The organism is Vibrio fluvialis (genome assembly GCF_900460245.1).
In the GTDB taxonomy this organism is placed as follows: Bacteria; Pseudomonadota; Gammaproteobacteria; order Enterobacterales; family Vibrionaceae; genus Vibrio; species Vibrio fluvialis.
On sequence record NZ_UHIP01000001.1, the window covers coordinates 2,968,373 to 2,986,144 of the forward strand.

Annotated in this window: 16 protein-coding genes; 11 read left to right on the forward strand and 5 right to left on the reverse strand. The window is 51.1% G+C overall.

Going from position 1 to position 17,772, the window contains the following annotated elements:
* Window positions 1–6 precede the first annotated feature (6 nt).
* A complete protein-coding gene (glyS, locus tag DYA43_RS14005) occupies window positions 7–2,073 on the forward strand; it encodes a glycine--tRNA ligase subunit beta (protein WP_061057052.1) in 2,067 nt (688 codons plus the stop codon).
* 186 nt (window positions 2,074–2,259) lie between these two features.
* Complete coding sequence (locus tag DYA43_RS14010) at window positions 2,260–3,510, forward strand: valine--pyruvate transaminase (protein ID WP_061057053.1); 1,251 nt, start codon at window positions 2,260–2,262, stop codon at window positions 3,508–3,510.
* Between the two features lie 40 nt (window positions 3,511–3,550).
* On the opposite strand, the gene DYA43_RS14015 is transcribed toward DYA43_RS14010, so the two are convergent.
* The 5 genes from DYA43_RS14015 to dnaA form a co-directional block, all read right to left on the reverse strand.
* Entirely contained in the window at window positions 3,551–3,988 is a 438-nt protein-coding gene (locus DYA43_RS14015; RefSeq protein WP_020430395.1) for an Hsp20 family protein, read from the reverse strand.
* Window positions 3,989–4,276: 288 nt separating this feature from the next.
* The gene (gene gyrB, locus DYA43_RS14020) at window positions 4,277–6,694 is read right to left on the reverse strand and encodes a DNA topoisomerase (ATP-hydrolyzing) subunit B (RefSeq protein ID WP_024373987.1); all 2,418 of its coding nucleotides are present in this window, start codon (window positions 6,692–6,694) and stop codon (window positions 4,277–4,279) included.
* 18 nt (window positions 6,695–6,712) lie between these two features.
* On the reverse strand, window positions 6,713–7,792 hold the full coding sequence (gene recF / locus DYA43_RS14025) for a DNA replication/repair protein RecF (protein WP_020430389.1): 1,080 nt from the start codon (window positions 7,790–7,792) through the stop codon (window positions 6,713–6,715).
* 17 nt (window positions 7,793–7,809) lie between these two features.
* On the reverse strand, window positions 7,810–8,910 hold the full coding sequence (gene dnaN, locus DYA43_RS14030; protein ID WP_020430388.1) for a DNA polymerase III subunit beta: 1,101 nt from the start codon (window positions 8,908–8,910) through the stop codon (window positions 7,810–7,812).
* Between the two features lie 63 nt (window positions 8,911–8,973).
* Complete coding sequence (gene dnaA / locus DYA43_RS14035) at window positions 8,974–10,380, reverse strand: chromosomal replication initiator protein DnaA (RefSeq protein ID WP_020430386.1); 1,407 nt, start codon at window positions 10,378–10,380, stop codon at window positions 8,974–8,976.
* Window positions 10,381–10,689: 309 nt separating this feature from the next.
* Between dnaA and DYA43_RS14040 the strand changes: the two genes are divergently transcribed.
* From DYA43_RS14040 to mioC, 9 genes are all read left to right on the forward strand, one after another.
* Window positions 10,690–11,436: an amino acid ABC transporter substrate-binding protein gene (locus tag DYA43_RS14040; RefSeq protein ID WP_020430384.1), complete on the forward strand. Its 747-nt coding sequence runs from the start codon at window positions 10,690–10,692 to the stop codon at window positions 11,434–11,436.
* A 73-nt stretch (window positions 11,437–11,509) separates the two neighbouring features.
* Window positions 11,510–12,181: an amino acid ABC transporter permease gene (locus DYA43_RS14045; RefSeq protein WP_020430383.1), complete on the forward strand. Its 672-nt coding sequence runs from the start codon at window positions 11,510–11,512 to the stop codon at window positions 12,179–12,181.
* The gene (locus DYA43_RS14050; RefSeq protein ID WP_061057054.1) at window positions 12,178–12,915 is read left to right on the forward strand and encodes an amino acid ABC transporter ATP-binding protein; all 738 of its coding nucleotides are present in this window, start codon (window positions 12,178–12,180) and stop codon (window positions 12,913–12,915) included. Before DYA43_RS14045 ends, DYA43_RS14050 begins: the two co-directional genes overlap by 4 nt.
* 254 nt (window positions 12,916–13,169) lie before the next feature.
* Window positions 13,170–13,307, forward strand: coding sequence for a 50S ribosomal protein L34 (gene rpmH / locus DYA43_RS14055; protein WP_004728723.1), 138 nt, complete (start codon window positions 13,170–13,172; stop codon window positions 13,305–13,307).
* A gap of 46 nt (window positions 13,308–13,353) precedes the next feature.
* A complete protein-coding gene (rnpA, locus tag DYA43_RS14060) occupies window positions 13,354–13,677 on the forward strand; it encodes a ribonuclease P protein component (protein WP_020430379.1) in 324 nt (107 codons plus the stop codon).
* Window positions 13,644–13,901, forward strand: coding sequence for a membrane protein insertion efficiency factor YidD (yidD, locus tag DYA43_RS14065; RefSeq protein WP_075989131.1), 258 nt, complete (start codon window positions 13,644–13,646; stop codon window positions 13,899–13,901). The genes rnpA and yidD overlap by 34 nt, the downstream gene beginning before the upstream one ends.
* Before the next feature lie 2 nt (window positions 13,902–13,903).
* Window positions 13,904–15,526, forward strand: coding sequence for a membrane protein insertase YidC (gene yidC / locus DYA43_RS14070; protein ID WP_020430377.1), 1,623 nt, complete (start codon window positions 13,904–13,906; stop codon window positions 15,524–15,526).
* Between the two features lie 94 nt (window positions 15,527–15,620).
* Window positions 15,621–16,982, forward strand: coding sequence for a tRNA uridine-5-carboxymethylaminomethyl(34) synthesis GTPase MnmE (mnmE, locus tag DYA43_RS14075; protein WP_047461794.1), 1,362 nt, complete (start codon window positions 15,621–15,623; stop codon window positions 16,980–16,982).
* Between the two features lie 298 nt (window positions 16,983–17,280).
* Window positions 17,281–17,715: an FMN-binding protein MioC gene (gene mioC, locus DYA43_RS14080; RefSeq protein ID WP_061057055.1), complete on the forward strand. Its 435-nt coding sequence runs from the start codon at window positions 17,281–17,283 to the stop codon at window positions 17,713–17,715.
* The last annotated feature ends 57 nt before the right edge of the window (window positions 17,716–17,772 follow it).

The following is a 17,772-nucleotide window of genomic DNA, read 5'->3' on the forward strand; positions in this document are numbered from 1 at the left end:
CGTCACATGGCAAAAGAATTTTTGATTGAGCTGGGTACGGAAGAACTGCCTCCAAAACAACTTCGTACTCTGGCTGAAGCGTTTGCAACAAACTTTGCAGCAGAACTGCAAAGCGCAGACATCGCACACGATGGCGTAACCTGGTACGCAACCCCACGTCGTCTGGCACTGAAAGTGGCTAACCTGGCCGAAGGTCAGCCAGACAAAGTGGTTGAAAAACGTGGTCCTGCGGTTAGCGTGGCATTCGATGCTGACGGCAACCCAACCAAAGCAGCGCAAGGCTGGGCACGCGGCAACGGTATTACCGTTGAGCAAGCAGAACGCCTGGTCACCGACAAAGGTGAATGGCTACTGTTCAAAGAGCAGGTAAAAGGTCAGGACACGTCTGTTGTGGTCGTTGATATGGCCGCCAAAGCACTGGCAAACCTGCCAATCGCCAAGCCAATGCGTTGGGGCGATAAAGAAACTCAATTCATCCGTCCGGTAAAAACCCTGACGATTCTGTTCGGCAACGAACTGATCGAAGGCGAAATTCTGGGCGTGAAATCAGACCGCATCATCCGTGGTCACCGTTTCATGGGTGAACCTGAATTCACCATCGATTCGGCTGAGCAGTACCCTGCGATTCTGCTGGAGCGCGGTAAAGTGATTGCTGATTACGAAACCCGTAAAGCGATGATCATCGACGGCGCACAAAAAGCCGCGGCAGAACTGGGCGGTATCGCCGATCTGGAAGACGATCTGGTTGAAGAAGTGACCTCGCTGGTGGAATTCCCGGTTGTCCTGACGGCGAAATTTGAAGAGAAATTCCTCAAAGTTCCGGCAGAAGCGCTGGTATACACCATGAAAGGTGACCAGAAATACTTCCCGGTTTACGACGCCCACAAGAACCTGCTGCCAAACTTTATCTTCGTGTCAAACATCGAGTCCAAAGAGCCTCGCCATGTTATCGAAGGTAACGAGAAGGTGGTTCGTCCCCGTCTGGCGGATGCGGAGTTCTTCTTCAATACGGACCGTAAGAAGCCGCTGGTTGACCGTCTGCCACAGCTGGAAAATGCGATTTTCCAGAAAGAACTGGGCACCATCAAAGACAAAACCGATCGCATCACCGAACTGGCTGGCTACATTGCCGAGCAAATCGGCGCGAATGTTGAGCAATCCAAACGTGCAGGTCTGCTGGCCAAGTGTGACCTGATGACCTCGATGGTGTTTGAATTTACTGACACCCAAGGCGTGATGGGTATGCACTATGCTCGCCACGACGGTGAAGCGGAAGAAGTAGCTGTTGCACTGAACGAGCAATACATGCCGCGTTTTGCTGGCGATGAACTGCCAAGCAACGGTGTCTCATCTGCACTGGCTATGGCCGACAAGCTGGATACCATCGTGGGTATCTTCGGTATCGGTCAGGCACCTAAAGGCAGCGACCCGTTTGCTCTGCGCCGCGCGTCTCTGGGCGTACTGCGTATCATCGTGGAATACGGCTACAACCTGGATCTGGTGGATTTGGTCGCAAAAGCGAAATCGCTGTTTGGCGATCGCCTGAGCAACGACAACGTTGAGCAAGAAGTGATCGAATTCATGCTGGGCCGTTTCCGTGCCTGGTATCAGGACGAAGGCTTCAGCGTGGACATCATTCAGGCCGTGCTGGCACGTCACCCAACCAAACCAGCTGACTTCGACCAACGCGTGAAAGCGGTATCGCACTTCCGTGCACTGGAAGCCGCTGAAGCTCTGGCGGCGGCGAACAAACGTGTGGGTAACATCCTGGCGAAATTCGACGGCGAACTGGCGCAAGAGATTGACTTGGCCCTGCTACAAGAAGATGCGGAAAAAGCGCTGGCTGAAGCAGTAGAAGTGATGACTGAAGCGCTGGAACCAGCATTTGCCACCGGTAACTACCAGCAGGCACTGAGCCAGCTGGCAGGTCTGCGTGAACCTGTTGACGCATTCTTCGACAACGTGATGGTCATGGCCGATGATGAAGCGTTGAAGAAAAACCGTCTGACGCTGCTGAATAACCTGCGTAACCTGTTCCTGCAAATCGCGGATATCTCGCTGCTGCAGAAATAAGTGCTCATTAAGCAGTAAACTATTCAAGCCCAACTCCTCGGAGTTGGGCTTTGTTTTTTGATCTAAGACAAAATAGTACTTTGCCTCGCAAAAGCATTGCGGTATGTTCAAGAACTACTCTAAATGGCGGAGATTCCTCCCGCTAAACGACAATATACAAACACAACTCTTTTAGGCAGTCGAACAATGCAGTTTTCAACTTTTGGCGAGAAATTTAATCGGTATTCCGGTATTACCCAGTTAATGGACGATTTGAATGATGGTTTGCGCACACCGGGCGCCATCATGCTCGGAGGTGGCAACCCGGCCGCCATTCCGGAAATGCTCGATTACTTCAAACTCACCAGTGAAGAGATGCTCGCCGACGGCTCTCTGATTGCCGCCATGACCAACTACGACGGCCCACAGGGCAAAGATGTACTGGTGAAAGCATTGGCCAAACTGCTACGCGACACCTACGGCTGGGACATCAGCGAAAAAAATATCAGCCTGACCAATGGCAGCCAGAGCGGTTTCTTTTATCTGTTCAATTTGCTGGCCGGCCGTCAGCCTGACGGCAGCTTTAAGAAAATTCTGCTGCCACTGGCACCGGAATACATCGGCTATGGCGATGCGGGCATCGACGAGGATATCTTTGTCTCCTACCATCCGGAAATCGAACTGCTCGACAATGGCCTGTTCAAATATCACGTTGATTTTGAGCAGCTCAAAGTCGATGAGTCCGTGGCCGCCATTTGTGCATCCCGCCCGACCAACCCAACCGGCAACGTACTGACGGAAGAAGAGGTACATAAGCTGGATAAACTGGCGCGCGACAACAACATTCCGCTCATCATCGACAACGCTTACGGCGTGCCGTTTCCCAACATCATTTTTGAAGATGTGGAACCGTTCTGGAACGACAACACCATTTTGTGCATGAGTCTGTCCAAATTGGGCCTGCCAGGCGTGCGCTGCGGGATTGTGATTGCCAGCGAAGCCATCACTCAGGCGCTGACCAATATGAATGGTATCATCAGCCTCGCCCCGGGCAGTGTCGGCCCGGCGTTGGCGCACCGCATCATTGAAAAAGGTGATCTGCTGCGTCTAAGCCAGGAGGTGATCAAACCGTTCTACCGCCAGAAATCACAACGTGCGGTGGAGCTGTTGCAACAGGCTATCAACGACCCACGTTTTCGCATTCATAAACCAGAAGGCGCTATTTTCTTGTGGCTGTGGTTTGATGAGCTGCCAATCACCACCATGGAACTGTACCGCCGCCTCAAAGCACGTGGCGTACTGATCGTACCGGGTGAGTATTTCTTCATTGGCCAGAGAGAGGATTGGGCACATGCCCATCAATGCTTACGTATGAACTACGTGCAGAGCGATGACGCGATGCAGCAAGGCATTGCCATCATCGCTGAAGAAGTGCAGAAAGCGTATTTGGAAGGTTAATCTCCGCACACAAAAAAGCCCGCCGAAGCGGGCTTTTTCATTATTGATTCTCAAGTAAATTTTTGCCGTTGATGGCAATTTTACGTGGCTGCATCGCCTGCGGAATTTCACGTTCTAAGTCGATGTGCAGCAACCCTTTTTCCATCACTGCACCAATCACTTTCACGTAATCTGCCAGTTGGAACTTACGTTCAAAATCGCGTTCCGCAATGCCCTGGTAGATGTAGTTTTTGTTCTCTTCCGGCTGACGTTCACCACGGACAATCAGCGTATTTTCTTGCTGAGTAATGTCCAGCTCTTCCTCCGCGAATCCAGCTACCGCCATGGTAATACGGTATTTGTTCTCTTCTTGCTGTTCGATATTATATGGAGGGTAACCGCCCTGAGCATTTTTCGCGGCGCTGGCTTCCATCATATTCAACAGACGGTCAAAACCAATCGCGTTACGGTATAAAGGTGTGAAATCTACAGTTCTCATAATCGCTATCCTTCTATGAAGCAATATTATTGATGATCAACAGATGAAGCCGACTCTCCCTTAGGACGAATCTCTGGAAACCCGCTTACCGCAGCATTTCCTGCTTCACTGATAGATATATGGTCATCATTTACACTTTCAAGGCGCATAAAGAAAATTTTTTGCAGCACCGATGGCAAAGGCCGAAATCGGTGGTGGGTAAGGTGCTGTACAGCGAGCTTTGGCATCTGCAGTAAAGAAAAACGGCGCACCAAAGTGCGCCGTTTGTATATCAGAGAGGGAGCGGACTTATACGTCCAAGTTCGCCACTTTCAGTGCGTTGTTTTCGATAAACGCACGACGCGGTTCAACCTGGTCACCCATCAGTGTGGTAAACAGCTCATCGGCACCCACAGCATCATCGATGGTCACTTGCATCATACGACGAGTTTCCGGGTCCATGGTGGTTTCCCACAGCTGATCCGGGTTCATCTCACCCAGACCTTTGTATCGCTGTACAGACAGGCCACGACGTGACTCTTTGATCAACCAGTCCAGTGCAGCAGCAAAGCTGGTCACAGGTTGTGTACGCTCACCACGTTGAATGTACGCACCCTCTTCAATCAGACCGTGCAACGCTTCTGACAGCTCAGCCAGTTTGCCGTACTCTCGTGAGTTCAGCAGATCCACGCTCAGCAGGTAATCGTGAGTCACACCGTGCGTACGTACCTTCACTTTTGGCGAGTAAACGTTCTGCTCGGCGTTGTGCTCTACCACGCAGTTGTACTGACTCGCGCCAACTTCTTTCGCGTTCAGCTGTTCAATCAACTGTTGGCTCCACGCTTCCACTGCCGCCTGATCCTGACACTGTTCAGCAGTCAGACGAGGCATGTAGATGAATTCGTGTACCAGCGAGTGCGGGTAGCGGCGGCTCATACGTTCAATCAGTTTGATGGCGGCATTGTACTGCTGTACCAGTTTCTCCAGTGGTTCACCCGCCAGTGCAGGCGCATCCGGGTTCACGTGCAGCTCAGCGTTATCCAGCGCCAGAGAAATCTGGTACTGGTTCATCGCATCTTCATCTTTGATGTACTGCTCTTGTTTGCCTTTCTTCACTTTGTACAGTGGTGGCTGAGCAATGTAGATGTAACCGCGCTCGATCAGCTCTGGCATTTGACGGTAGAAGAACGTCAGCAGCAGCGTACGAATGTGCGAACCATCGACGTCCGCATCGGTCATGATGATGATGTTGTGGTAACGCAGTTTATCCGGGTTGTACTCGTCACGACCGATGCCGCAGCCGAGTGCGGTGATCAGCGTAGCCACCTCTTGCGAAGACAGCATCTTGTCAAAACGCGCTTTCTCTACGTTAAGGATTTTACCTTTCAGCGGCAGAATCGCCTGATTCTTACGGTTACGACCTTGTTTTGCAGAACCGCCCGCTGAGTCACCCTCCACTATGTAGAGTTCAGACAGCGCTGGATCTTTTTCCTGACAGTCCGCCAGTTTGCCTGGCAGACCAGCCAGATCCAGTGCGCCTTTACGACGCGTCATTTCACGTGCTTTACGCGCTGCTTCACGCGCACGCGCCGCATCAATAATCTTCGAACAAACGTTTTTCGCTTCGCTTGGGTTTTCCGCCAGGAAATCCGCCAGCTTCTCATTCATGGCTGACTCAACCGCGGATTTCACTTCCGAAGAAACCAGCTTATCTTTGGTTTGGCTCGAGAATTTAGGATCTGGCACTTTCACCGACACCACAGCCGTTAAGCCTTCACGCGCATCATCACCTGATGTTGCCGCTTGGGCTTTCTTCGAGAAGCCTTCTTTGTCCATGTAGTTGTTCAAAGTACGGGTCAACGCACCACGGAAACCAGCTAAGTGAGTACCGCCATCACGCTGTGGGATGTTGTTGGTAAAGCAATAGATGTTTTCCTGGAAACCATCGTTCCACTGCATTGCCACTTCTACGCTGATGCCGTCTTCACGTTCAGAGTTAAAGTGGAACACTTTTTCGTGGATTGGTGTTTTGTTGCGGTTGAGGTGGGTCACGAATGCCTGAATACCACCTTCGTACATGAAGTGGTCTTGTTTGTCTTCTTCGCGCTCATCCACCAGCTTGATGGAGACGCCAGAGTTCAAAAACGACAGCTCACGCAGGCGTTTTGCCAGAATTTCGTAATGGAATTCGATGTTGGTGAAGGTTTCAGCGCTTGGCCAGAAACGCACCATGGTACCGCTGCGGTCAGTATCGCCGATCACAGCCAGCGGCGCTTCAGGAACGCCGTGACGGTAGGTTTGGGTGTGAACTTTGCCACCGCGGTGAATGGTCAGTACCACTTTTTCCGACAGCGCGTTTACCACTGACACACCTACCCCGTGCAGACCACCGGAAACTTTGTAGGAGTTGTCATCAAACTTACCACCAGCGTGCAGAACCGTCATGATAACTTCTGCCGCAGAGACTTTTTCTTCAGGGTGGAGCTCGGTCGGAATACCACGACCGTCATCGCTGACCGATACCGAGTTATCTTCGTGAATGGTCACGATGATGTCTTTACAGTAACCCGCTAACGCTTCATCAATCGAGTTATCCACCACCTCAAAAACCATGTGGTGCAGACCGGTGCCATCATCAGTGTCGCCGATGTACATACCCGGACGCTTACGTACCGCGTCTAGACCCTTCAGTACTTTAATACTCGATGAATCGTAATTATTCGACATGAGTTACTCTCTCACTATTTATCCTTGCCCTATTGTGCCATGTTCCACATGAAACATCTTGCTGTTAGGCTCGATCATGTCGGCAACCTGGCTTTCAGTAATAGAACTTACAAAAACTTGAGCCCCCGTCGCTTTCAAGCAATCGGCTAGACGCTTGCGACGCTGGCTATCGAGTTCGGAAGCAAAATCATCGATAAGATAGATACATTGCTTCCCGGTCAGCTCTGTCAAATGCTGCCCTTGCGCGACACGCAGGGCGCAAACCATCAATTTGAGCTGACCTCGTGACAGAACATCTTCCACTGGCGTTCCGTTCACTTTAATCTTTAAATCTGCTTTGTTAGGACCGCTGAACGTGTATCCAAGCAATTGATCACGCTCGAAGTTTTTTTGCAGTATCTCATGATACGGCGTCTCTTTTTCCCAGCCCCGATAATACTTCAATGTAATCTCGAATTCTGGCAAAAATGTGCGACACAACTCCTCTGCCACACTTTTCATCTGCTCAACATACGCACTGCGCCACTGGTCGATATTTTCCGCCAGTCTGGCCAGTTCCTGATCCCAATAGCTGAGCTCGCGATAGCTGCTCGCGGTCTTGAGCAGCGCATTACGCTGTTTGTTGAGCCGTTTGAACCGACCCCAGGCATCAAAGAATGCCGCTTCGGTGTGAAACACGCCCCAGTCGATAAACGCGCGGCGCTGTTTCGGTCCGTCCGTGAGCAATTCAAACCCTTCCGGGTGAATCAGTTGCAATGGCAGAACCTGAGCCAATTGCGCCAACTTTTGTCCGGACTGACCGCCTATTTTAACCTCTGTTGAGCCGTCGCGCTGCTTATTAATGCCAATCGGTAGCTCAAATTGATCCGAGGTCAAAAAACGACCGTGAACAAAGAGTTCCGGACACTCGTTCTGAATTACGCGCCCGGTCAGAGCACTTTTGAAAGAGCGGCCATGACCAAGCAGATAGATGGCTTCCAGCACGCTGGTTTTGCCACTGCCATTGGGGCCAATAAGAAAGTTAAAGCCTGATGATAATTGAATATCACAGGCTTTAATGTTGCGAAATTGCTGAACAATCAGTCGGGTAAGCGGCATTGCGCGATAATCATCCGTTACAGACGGATTGGCATCACCACGTACATGGCGCTGTCATCGTCGACGTTTTCAATCAGCGCACTGGCGTTTGCATCGGACATCGACACGCGCACGTTCTCACAGCGCAGTGTATTGAGCACATCCAGCACGTAGCTGACGTTAAAACCGATTTCGATCGCCTCGCCATCAAAATTGACGTCGAGCATCTCTTCCGCTTCTTCCTGCTCTGGGTTGTTGGCGGTAATGCGCATTTCGCCGCCATCCAGATTGACGCGTACGCCACGGAATTTCTCGTTTGACAGAATCGCGGCACGCGAAAACGCCTGACGCAGTTCGTCACAACCTGCTTGCAGCGTTTTGTTGGTATTTTGCGGCAATACGCGGCGATAATCAGGAAAACGGCCATCAACCAACTTGGACGTAAAGACAAAGTTGTTCACTTCAGCACGCAGGTTAGAGCTGCCGATTTGCAGAACCACTGGCTGCTCCGGTGCATCCAGAAGTTTTACCAACTCCAGCACACCTTTGCGTGGCACAATAATTTGCTTGTTGGCGAAATCGGCACCCAACTCGGCTTGCGATACCGCCATACGGTGACCATCGGTCGCCACGCTGCGCAGCGTGCTGCCGTCAATTTCAAACAGCATACCGTTAAGGTAATAACGCACATCCTGGTTTGCCATCGAAAACTGCGTTTTCTCGACCAGACCACGCAGCTCGCCTTGAGTCAGCGACAGTTCCACTTCACTTTGCCAATCTTCAATGTTCGGAAAATCGCTGGCCGGTAACGTCGCCAGAGAGAAACGGCTGCGGCCTGAGCGCACTTGCACGCGATCGCCTTCCAGCACCACAGTGATCACCGCCGCATCCGGCAGGCCACGGCAGATATCGAGGAATTTACGCGCTGGCACGGTGGTGCTACCCGCTTCGAAATCGCCTTCCAGCGTCACTCGGCTCACCAGTTCGACTTCCAGATCGGTCGCAGTCATGGAAAGCTGATTGTCTTCTACTTTCAGCAGCAGGTTACCCAAAATCGGCAACGTTGCTCGTCCGCCTAACGTACCGGAGACTTGTTGCAGTGGTTTAATGAAGTGACTACGTTCAATCGTAAATTTCATAGTGTGCTCTTAAACGATATTGGATAAACGACGTGAAAAATCAGCGCTAAGCATAGCGCGATTTTAAGAAGAAAGGGTACGAATCAGGTTCGAATAGTCTTCTTTAATATCGTGGCTTTCTTCACGCAGTTGCTCAATCTTACGACAGGCGTGCAGCACGGTCGTGTGGTCACGGCCCCCAAACGCATCGCCGATTTCCGGCAAACTGTGGTTAGTGAGCTCTTTGGACAGCGCCATCGCCAGTTGGCGTGGGCGTGCCACCGAACGTGAACGACGTTTGGACAGCAGATCTGCGACTTTGATCTTGTAGTACTCGGCAACGGTCTTTTGAATGTTGTCGATGGTGACCAGCTTCTCTTGCAGCGCCAGCAGATCGCGCAGCGCTTCACGCACGAAATCGATGGTGATCGGGCGACCGGTAAAGTTGGCGTTGGCAATCACGCGGTTCAGCGCCCCTTCCAGTTCACGCACGTTAGAACGCAGACGTTTCGCAATAAAGAACGCCACTTCATCCGGCAGATGAATCTGGTGATCTTCCGCTTTTTTCATCAGGATCGCGACGCGGGTTTCCAGCTCTGGCGGCTCAATAGCGACGGTCAGACCCCAGCCAAAACGAGATTTGAGGCGATCTTCCACCCCGTTGATCTCTTTCGGATAACGGTCGGATGTCAGAATGATTTGCTGGTTACCTTCCAACAGCGCGTTGAAGGTATGGAAAAATTCTTCCTGCGAACGCTCTTTGTTAGCAAAGAACTGAATGTCATCGATCAACAGCGCGTCCACACTGCGGTAATAGCGTTTGAACTCTTCAATCGCGTTGTTTTGCAGCGCTTTTACCATGTCCTGCACAAAACGTTCCGAGTGCATGTAGACCACTTTGGCGTTCGGATTGTTATCGACGATGGCATTGCCGACCGCGTGCAACAGGTGAGTTTTACCCAGACCCGTACCGCCATAAAGGAACAGCGGATTGTACGCCGCGCCCGGATTGTCAGATACCTGGCGTGCGGCCGCGAGGCCAAGCTGGTTCGACTTACCTTCGACGAAGTTATTGAATTTGTGTTTCGGGTTCACGTTGGAACGGTGTGCAATGTCCGCCGCAGCGGCTGCGTCGTCGTCCCAGGTTTTGTGAATCGGCTTGCGTTGTGCCAGTTGCGCCGGCGCCGAAGATTCCGCGGCCACATCAGCGGCGGTGCGGGTTGGCGCAGGTTTTGGCGCCACAACCCGGCGGCTGCCGACTTCAAAACGCAGGCTCGGAACATCATGCCCGCAAAACTCTTGCAGCAGACGATTGATGTTGTTGATGTACTTGTCACGCACCCAATCGAGCACAAAGCGGTTCGGGGCAAACAAAGTGAGAGTATTGTCATTGAGCTCCGCCTGTAACGGACGAACCCACATGCTGAATTCTGCGGCTGGTAGCTCTTCTTGAAGCTGTTGCAGACACTGCAACCAAAGCGAAGATGACACGATTCCCTCACTCTAAATCAATGATCGGTAAAGACTGGCAATTCTACCTGTTGATAACTCAGATCGCCAGCGATTGATCGACGATCCAGTGAATAAGATCCAAGTTATTCACAATATTTTCTCATCATTTGGCAAGATCCACACAGAGCGTCCTAAATTTACTCACACATTGATCCACATATTCTATGATCATCAGGAGTTATCCCCAAAAAGGGCGATCGTCCAGTTATGATTAATAACAACTGGTTATTTATTCTATTGAGTTATTTACCAGTAACATCACGTCCCATAATCATAAGGAGTCACAAGATGAAAAACTGGATTAAATTAGCAGTGGCTGCGCTGGCCCTATCCGCAGCGACTGTACAAGCGGCAACCGACGTGAAAGTGGGTATGTCTGGCCGCTACTTCCCATTCACGTTTGTTAAACAAGATCAACTGCAAGGCTTTGAAGTGGATGTGTGGAACGAGATCGGTAAACGTAACGATTACCACGTGGAATACGTGACCTCTAATTTCTCTGGCCTGTTTGGCCTGCTGGAAACCGGTCGTATCGACACCATCTCTAACCAGATCACAATCACTAAAGAGCGCCAGGCGAAATACCTGTTCTCAGCACCTTACGTGATTGACGGCGCGCAAATCGCGGTACGTAAAGGCAACGACAGCATTCAAGGCATTGAAGACTTGGCCGGTAAAACCGTGGCGGTTAACCTGGGGTCAAACTTCGAACAACTGCTGCGTGCCTACGATAAAGACGGCAAAATCGACATCAAAACCTACGATACTGGTTTTGAGCGCGACGTGGCGTTGGGCCGAATCGATGCATTCGTCATGGACCGCCTGTCGGTACTGGAAGTGATCGACAAAACGGGTCTGCCATTGCAACTGGCTGGTTCTCCGTTCGAAACCATCGAAAACGCGTGGCCATTCCTGAACAACGATAAAGGCCATAAATTGCAGTCTGAAGTAAACCAAGCACTTGCTGCGATGCGTGCAGACGGTACACTGAGCCAGATTTCTGAAAAATGGTTCGGTACGGATATTACGAAATAACTTAGACCAGCAAACCGAATAAATAAGGTGGAATCGCAGGATTCCGCCTTTTGTTGTCTTTAAGGGGATGTAAATGGGGTTTGATTTTCAATACATGCTGGGGCTGATGCCGATACTGCTCAAGTATCTGGGCACCACCATGGAAATGGCAGTGTGGGGCATGTTCTTCGCACTGATTCTGTCCGTGCTGCTGGCCAATATCCGCGTCTTTAAGGTGCCGGTATTAAACGCTCTGAGCCAGTTGTACATCAGCTTCTTTCGTGGCACTCCGCTGCTGGTACAAATGTTCCTGTTGTACTACGGCCTGCCACAGATTTTCCCACTATTAATCGGTATTGATGCGTTCAGCGCAGCCGTGATTGGTTTGACGCTGCACTTCGCCGCTTACATGGCTGAAACCATTCGCGCAGCCATCATCGGTATCGACCGCAGTCAAATGGAAGCGAGTCTGTCAGTCGGTATGACCACTGGCCAGGCGATGCGCCGCATTATTTTGCCGCAGGCCAGCCGCGTCGCGCTGCCGTCCCTGATGAACTACTTCATCGACATGATCAAATCGACTTCGCTGGCGTTTACCTTCGGCGTGGCGGAAATCATGGCTAAAGCGCAGATGGAAGCGTCCTCCAGCTTTCGCTTCTTTGAAGCCTTCCTGGCAGTGGCACTGATTTACTGGGCGGTGGTGGTTGTACTGACCCGCATGCAAATCTGGGCTGAGAACAAACTGAATAAGGCGTATGTACGATGATCACGTTATCCAATATTCATAAACGCTTCGGTAACGCCGAAGTGCTGAAAGGCATCGATATTACGATCAATCAGGGCGAAATCATTGTGATTATCGGCTCGAGCGGCACGGGTAAATCCACCCTGCTGCGCTGCGTGAACTTTCTTGAGCAGGCCGATCAGGGCAGCATCACGATTGATGATGTCAGAGTGGATACGCAAAAACACACCAAAGCCGAAGTGCTGGCCCTGCGACGTAAAACCGGGTTTGTATTTCAGAACTACGCGCTGTTTGCCCACCTGACCGCACGTCAGAACATTGCCGAAGGCCTGATGACCGTACGCGGCTGGAAGAAAGATCAAGCACTGAACCGCGCGCAGCAGATCCTAGAAGATATCGGTCTGGGCGATCGCGGCGACAGCTACCCGGCAGCACTGTCCGGCGGCCAGCAACAACGCGTCGGTATTGGTCGCGCGATGGCGCTGCAACCGGAACTGCTGCTGTTTGATGAGCCGACCTCTGCGCTGGACCCGGAATGGGTAGGCGAAGTACTTGGTTTAATGAAGAAACTCGCCACTCAGCACCAGACGATGCTGGTGGTGACCCATGAAATGCAATTTGCCAAAGAGGTCGCCGATCGCGTGATCTTTATGGCAGAAGGGAATATTGTTGAGCAAGGTTCTCCACAGGATATCTTTGACCGTCCACAGGATCCGCGCTTAAGAAAATTCCTCAATCAGGTTGGGATCGACTAAGGATCCTTGAGATTTTATCGAGACTCCGTATAATCGGCCGACCGGAAAGAAGGAAGCCCGCGATTGACCGTTTTTCGTTCATCGCACTGGGGTTTTGGCAAACCCAATCATTGACACCTTTTGTGACTGTGATTACAATTCCGCCTCTTTGTTGAGAGGCGTCGGAATGTCCTTTCTTTTATATAAAGAGAAGACGTATTGCCCACGCCGGGTTTTATGAACCTAAAAACTACTGATCAGTAAAGGTAATAACCATGTCTAAACGCACTTTTCAACCTACAGTTCTAAAGCGCAAGCGTACTCACGGTTTCCGTGCACGCATGGCGACTGCGAACGGTCGTAAAGTAATCAATGCACGTCGTGCAAAAGGCCGTAAGCGCCTGTCAAAATAATCGCTAGCTTATTTTGAGTACGTACGCATTTAATCGGGAGTTACGTTTGTTAACTCCCGAGCATTATCAAAATGTCTTTCAGCAAGCTCATCGAGCAGGCTCCCCCCATTTCACCATCATTGCACGCGATAATAACCTTTCTCATCCTCGTTTAGGGTTAGCGGTTCCAAAGAAACAAATCAAAACAGCCGTCGGTCGTAACCGCTTTAAGCGTTTGGCCCGCGAAAGCTTTCGTCTCAATCAACATAAACTTGCACACAAAGATTTTGTTGTCATTGCGAAGAAAAGCGCCCAAGATTTGAGCAATGAAGAAATGTTCACTTTGTTCGACAAGTTATGGCATCGCCTCTCTCGCCCTTCACGTGGCTAGCCATTGGTTTAGTCCGACTCTACCAGTGGTTTATTAGTCCGCTGATCGGCCCGCGTTGCCGATTTACTCCCACTTGCTCTACTTACGCGATAGAAGCGTTGAGAGCTCACGGATTTGTAAAAGGGTGTTGGTTATCCGGCAAACGTCTATTAAAATGCCACCCTTTGAACGAAGGGGGATTTGACCCCGTTCCACCAGTCCAAAAACACGACAGAGATAAATAACGATGGATTCTCAACGTAATATCCTGTTAATCGCTTTGGCTCTGGTTTCTTTTTTACTTTTCCAACAGTGGCAAGTAGCAAAGAATCCGGCACCTCAAGCGGTTGAGCAGGCTCAAACCAGCAGTGCCGTTCCTGCACCGTCTTTAGCCGATGAGTTCGATCCAGTACCATCGCAAAGCAGTGCTGCGGCAAAAGTGATTACTGTCACCACGGATGTACTGACTCTGTCAATTGACACAGTTGGCGGCGATGTCGTCACGGCAAAACTGAACCAATACTCTGAAGAATTGGACTCAGAAAACCCATTCGTCCTTCTGAAAAATACTCAAGGTCATCAATTCATCGCGCAAAGCGGCCTGATCGGTCCACAAGGTATCGATCTGAGCAGCAGCGACCGCCCGACTTACACGGTTGACGCGGATAGCTTCACTCTGGCTGATGGCCAGGATGAACTGCGCATTCCGATGACTTACCAGGCCAACGGCATCGAATACACCAAAACTTTCGTGCTGAAGCGTGGTGATTACGCTATCGACGTTGAATACAACGTGGTCAACCATTCAGGTAACAATGCCACTCTGGGCATGTACGCGCACCTGCGTCAAAACCTGCTGGATTCAGGCGGTAGCCTGGCAATGCCAACTTACCGTGGCGGTGCTTACTCAACCGAAGATACCCGTTACAAAAAATACAGCTTTGACGATATGCAGGATCGCAACCTAGCGATGAACCTGCCAAACGGTCAGGGTTGGGCGGCAATGATTCAACACTACTTTGCTTCAGCTTGGATTCCACGCAATGAACCAGGTACCAACCTGTACTCGCGCGTGATCGGCAACCTGGGTGATATTGGCGTACGTATGCCAAACAAAACCATCGCCGATGGCCAGCAAGCGGATTTCAAAGCCACCCTGTGGGTAGGTCCTAAACTGCAAGATCAAATGGCCGCTACCGCGCCAAACCTTGACCTCGTGGTTGACTACGGTTGGCTATGGTTCATCGCGAAACCACTGCACTGGCTGCTGTCTGTGATTCAAACATTCGTTGGTAACTGGGGTGTGGCAATCATCTGTCTGACCTTCATCGTACGTGGTGCGATGTACCCGCTGACCAAAGCACAGTACACCTCAATGGCGAAAATGCGCATGCTGCAACCAAAACTGCAAGCTATGCGTGAGCGCATCGGCGATGATCGTCAGCGCATGAGCCAGGAAATGATGGAACTGTACAAGAAAGAGAAAGTGAACCCGCTGGGCGGCTGTTTACCAATCTTCCTACAGATGCCTATCTTCATTTCTCTGTACTGGGCACTGATGGAATCGGTCGAACTGCGTCACTCACCATTCTTTGGCTGGATTCACGACTTGTCTGCACAAGACCCGTACTACATCCTGCCACTGCTGATGGGTGCAAGTATGTTCTTCATCCAGAAGATGAGCCCAACCACCGTGACGGATCCAATGCAGCAGAAGATCATGACCTTTATGCCGGTTATGTTCACCTTCTTCTTCCTGTTCTTCCCGTCAGGTCTGGTTCTGTACTGGTTGGTATCGAACATCGTGACTCTGATTCAGCAGACTTTGATTTACAAAGGGCTGGAGAAGAAAGGCTTACACACCAAGTAAGCATTAAGCGAATCAGCAAAGGCGGCCAAAAGGTCGCCTTTTTGTTGCTTGCTGATTACAATGACGCTAATTCGATTTTATACAGGTAAAGGTTATGACTACCGATACTATCGTCGCGCAGGCCACGGCTCCGGGCCGCGGCGGCGTCGGCATTATTCGTGTTTCTGGTCCGAAAGCCGCAGAGGTAGCTCTGGCGGTAACAGGCCGTACACTCAAACCACGTTACGCAGAATACCTGCCTTTCAAAGACGAGTCTGGCGTGGAACTGGATCAGGGTATCGCCCTCTTCTTCCCGAATCCCAACTCGTTTACCGGTGAAGATGTACTCGAGCTGCAAGGTCACGGCGGCCCCGTCGTCATGGACATGCTCATCAAGCGTATTCTGACGCTTGCGGGTGTACGTCCGGCACGCCCCGGGGAATTTTCTGAGCGCGCGTTCCTCAACGATAAGATGGACCTGACTCAGGCAGAAGCGATTGCCGACCTGATTGATGCCAGTTCAGAAGAAGCGGCCAAATCGGCACTCAAATCGCTGCAGGGCCAGTTTTCCAAACGCATTCATACGCTGGTGGAGTCACTGATTCATCTGCGCATCTACGTCGAAGCGGCGATTGATTTTCCGGAAGAAGAAATTGATTTTCTCGCCGATGGCAAAGTGTCTGCTGACTTGCAGGCCATCATTGATAACCTCAACGCGGTGCGCCAGGAAGCTAATCAGGGCGCCATCATGCGTGAAGGGATGAAAGTGGTCATTGCGGGTCGTCCTAACGCTGGCAAGTCTAGCCTGCTGAACGCCCTGTCGGGTAAAGAGTCCGCGATTGTGACAGATATCGCCGGCACCACGCGCGATGTCTTGCGTGAACATATTCACATCGACGGCATGCCACTGCACATTATCGACACCGCTGGTTTGCGTGATGCGTCGGATGAAGTGGAAAAAATTGGTATCGAGCGCGCCTGGGAAGAGATTGCCCAAGCCGATCGCGTACTGTTTATGGTCGATGGCACCACGACCGATGCCACCGATCCCCAAGACATCTGGCCGGATTTTGTCGATCGCCTGCCAGACAGCATGGGTATGACGGTGATCCGCAACAAAGTCGATCAGACCGGCGAAACGCTGGGGATCTGCCATGTCAATCAACCGACCCTGATCCGCTTGTCAGCGAAGACTGGTGAAGGTGTCGATGCGCTGCGTTCACACCTGAAAGAGTGCATGGGCTTTGCCGGCAATCAGGAAGGTGGCTTTATGGCTCGCCGTCGTCATCTGGATGCGCTGGAGCGTGCCGCTGAGCACCTGGATATCGGCCAGCAACAGCTGGAAGGCTATATGGCGGGAGAGATTCTGGCAGAAGAGCTGCGTCTGGCGCAGCAACACCTGAATGAAATCACCGGTGAGTTCAGCTCAGATGACCTGCTTGGTCGTATTTTCTCGTCATTCTGTATCGGTAAATAAACTTCGCAGCTAAGAGTCATTCGGCTCTTAGCCTGTTTCCCGCTCAAATTCTCTCGCCTACCATGCCTTTCCTTGGTTTATACTCCCAACAAAGATTACCGACACATACTCTAAGCCGCTCATACGATCAAACAACGGCGATCCACATTGTGGATGAGCTTGTGCATAGACAGGATCCTTATTAAATCAGCCACTCGCACGATCTCAGGCTTTACTATCCACAACTTACCCCTGTATTCTTCTACCCCAAGTCGATTATTCACTTCTTTCGTTTCACACGAAATTCACCGGGGTTTATATGATTCATATCATCACAGGCAGTACCTTAGGCGGCGCGGAATACGTCGGAGATCACCTCAGCGATTTGCTGCAGGCGCAGGGTAAAGAGACCACGATTCACAATCAGCCGTTATTGGCCGACATTCCGGCTCAGGGTACCTGGTTGATCATCACTTCAACTCATGGTGCCGGTGAGTATCCGGATAATATCCAGCCATTTATTCAGGCCCTGCAAACCACGCCACCCAACACTCACGAGCTGAAGTTTGCCGTGGTGGCGATTGGTGACTCAAGCTATGACACTTTCTGCGCAGCAGGTCAGCACGCCTTTGATTTACTAGAAGACATCGGTGCCACGCCACTGGCAGACTGTTTGATGATTGACGTCCAAGAACATCCGGTACCGGAAGATGCGGCGGAAATATGGCTCAATGAGATCATCGAAAAGTTCTGACTAAACACTTCCCCGAAGCGGCCAAAGGTCGCTTTTTTCATTCAGCAAAGCCACCAG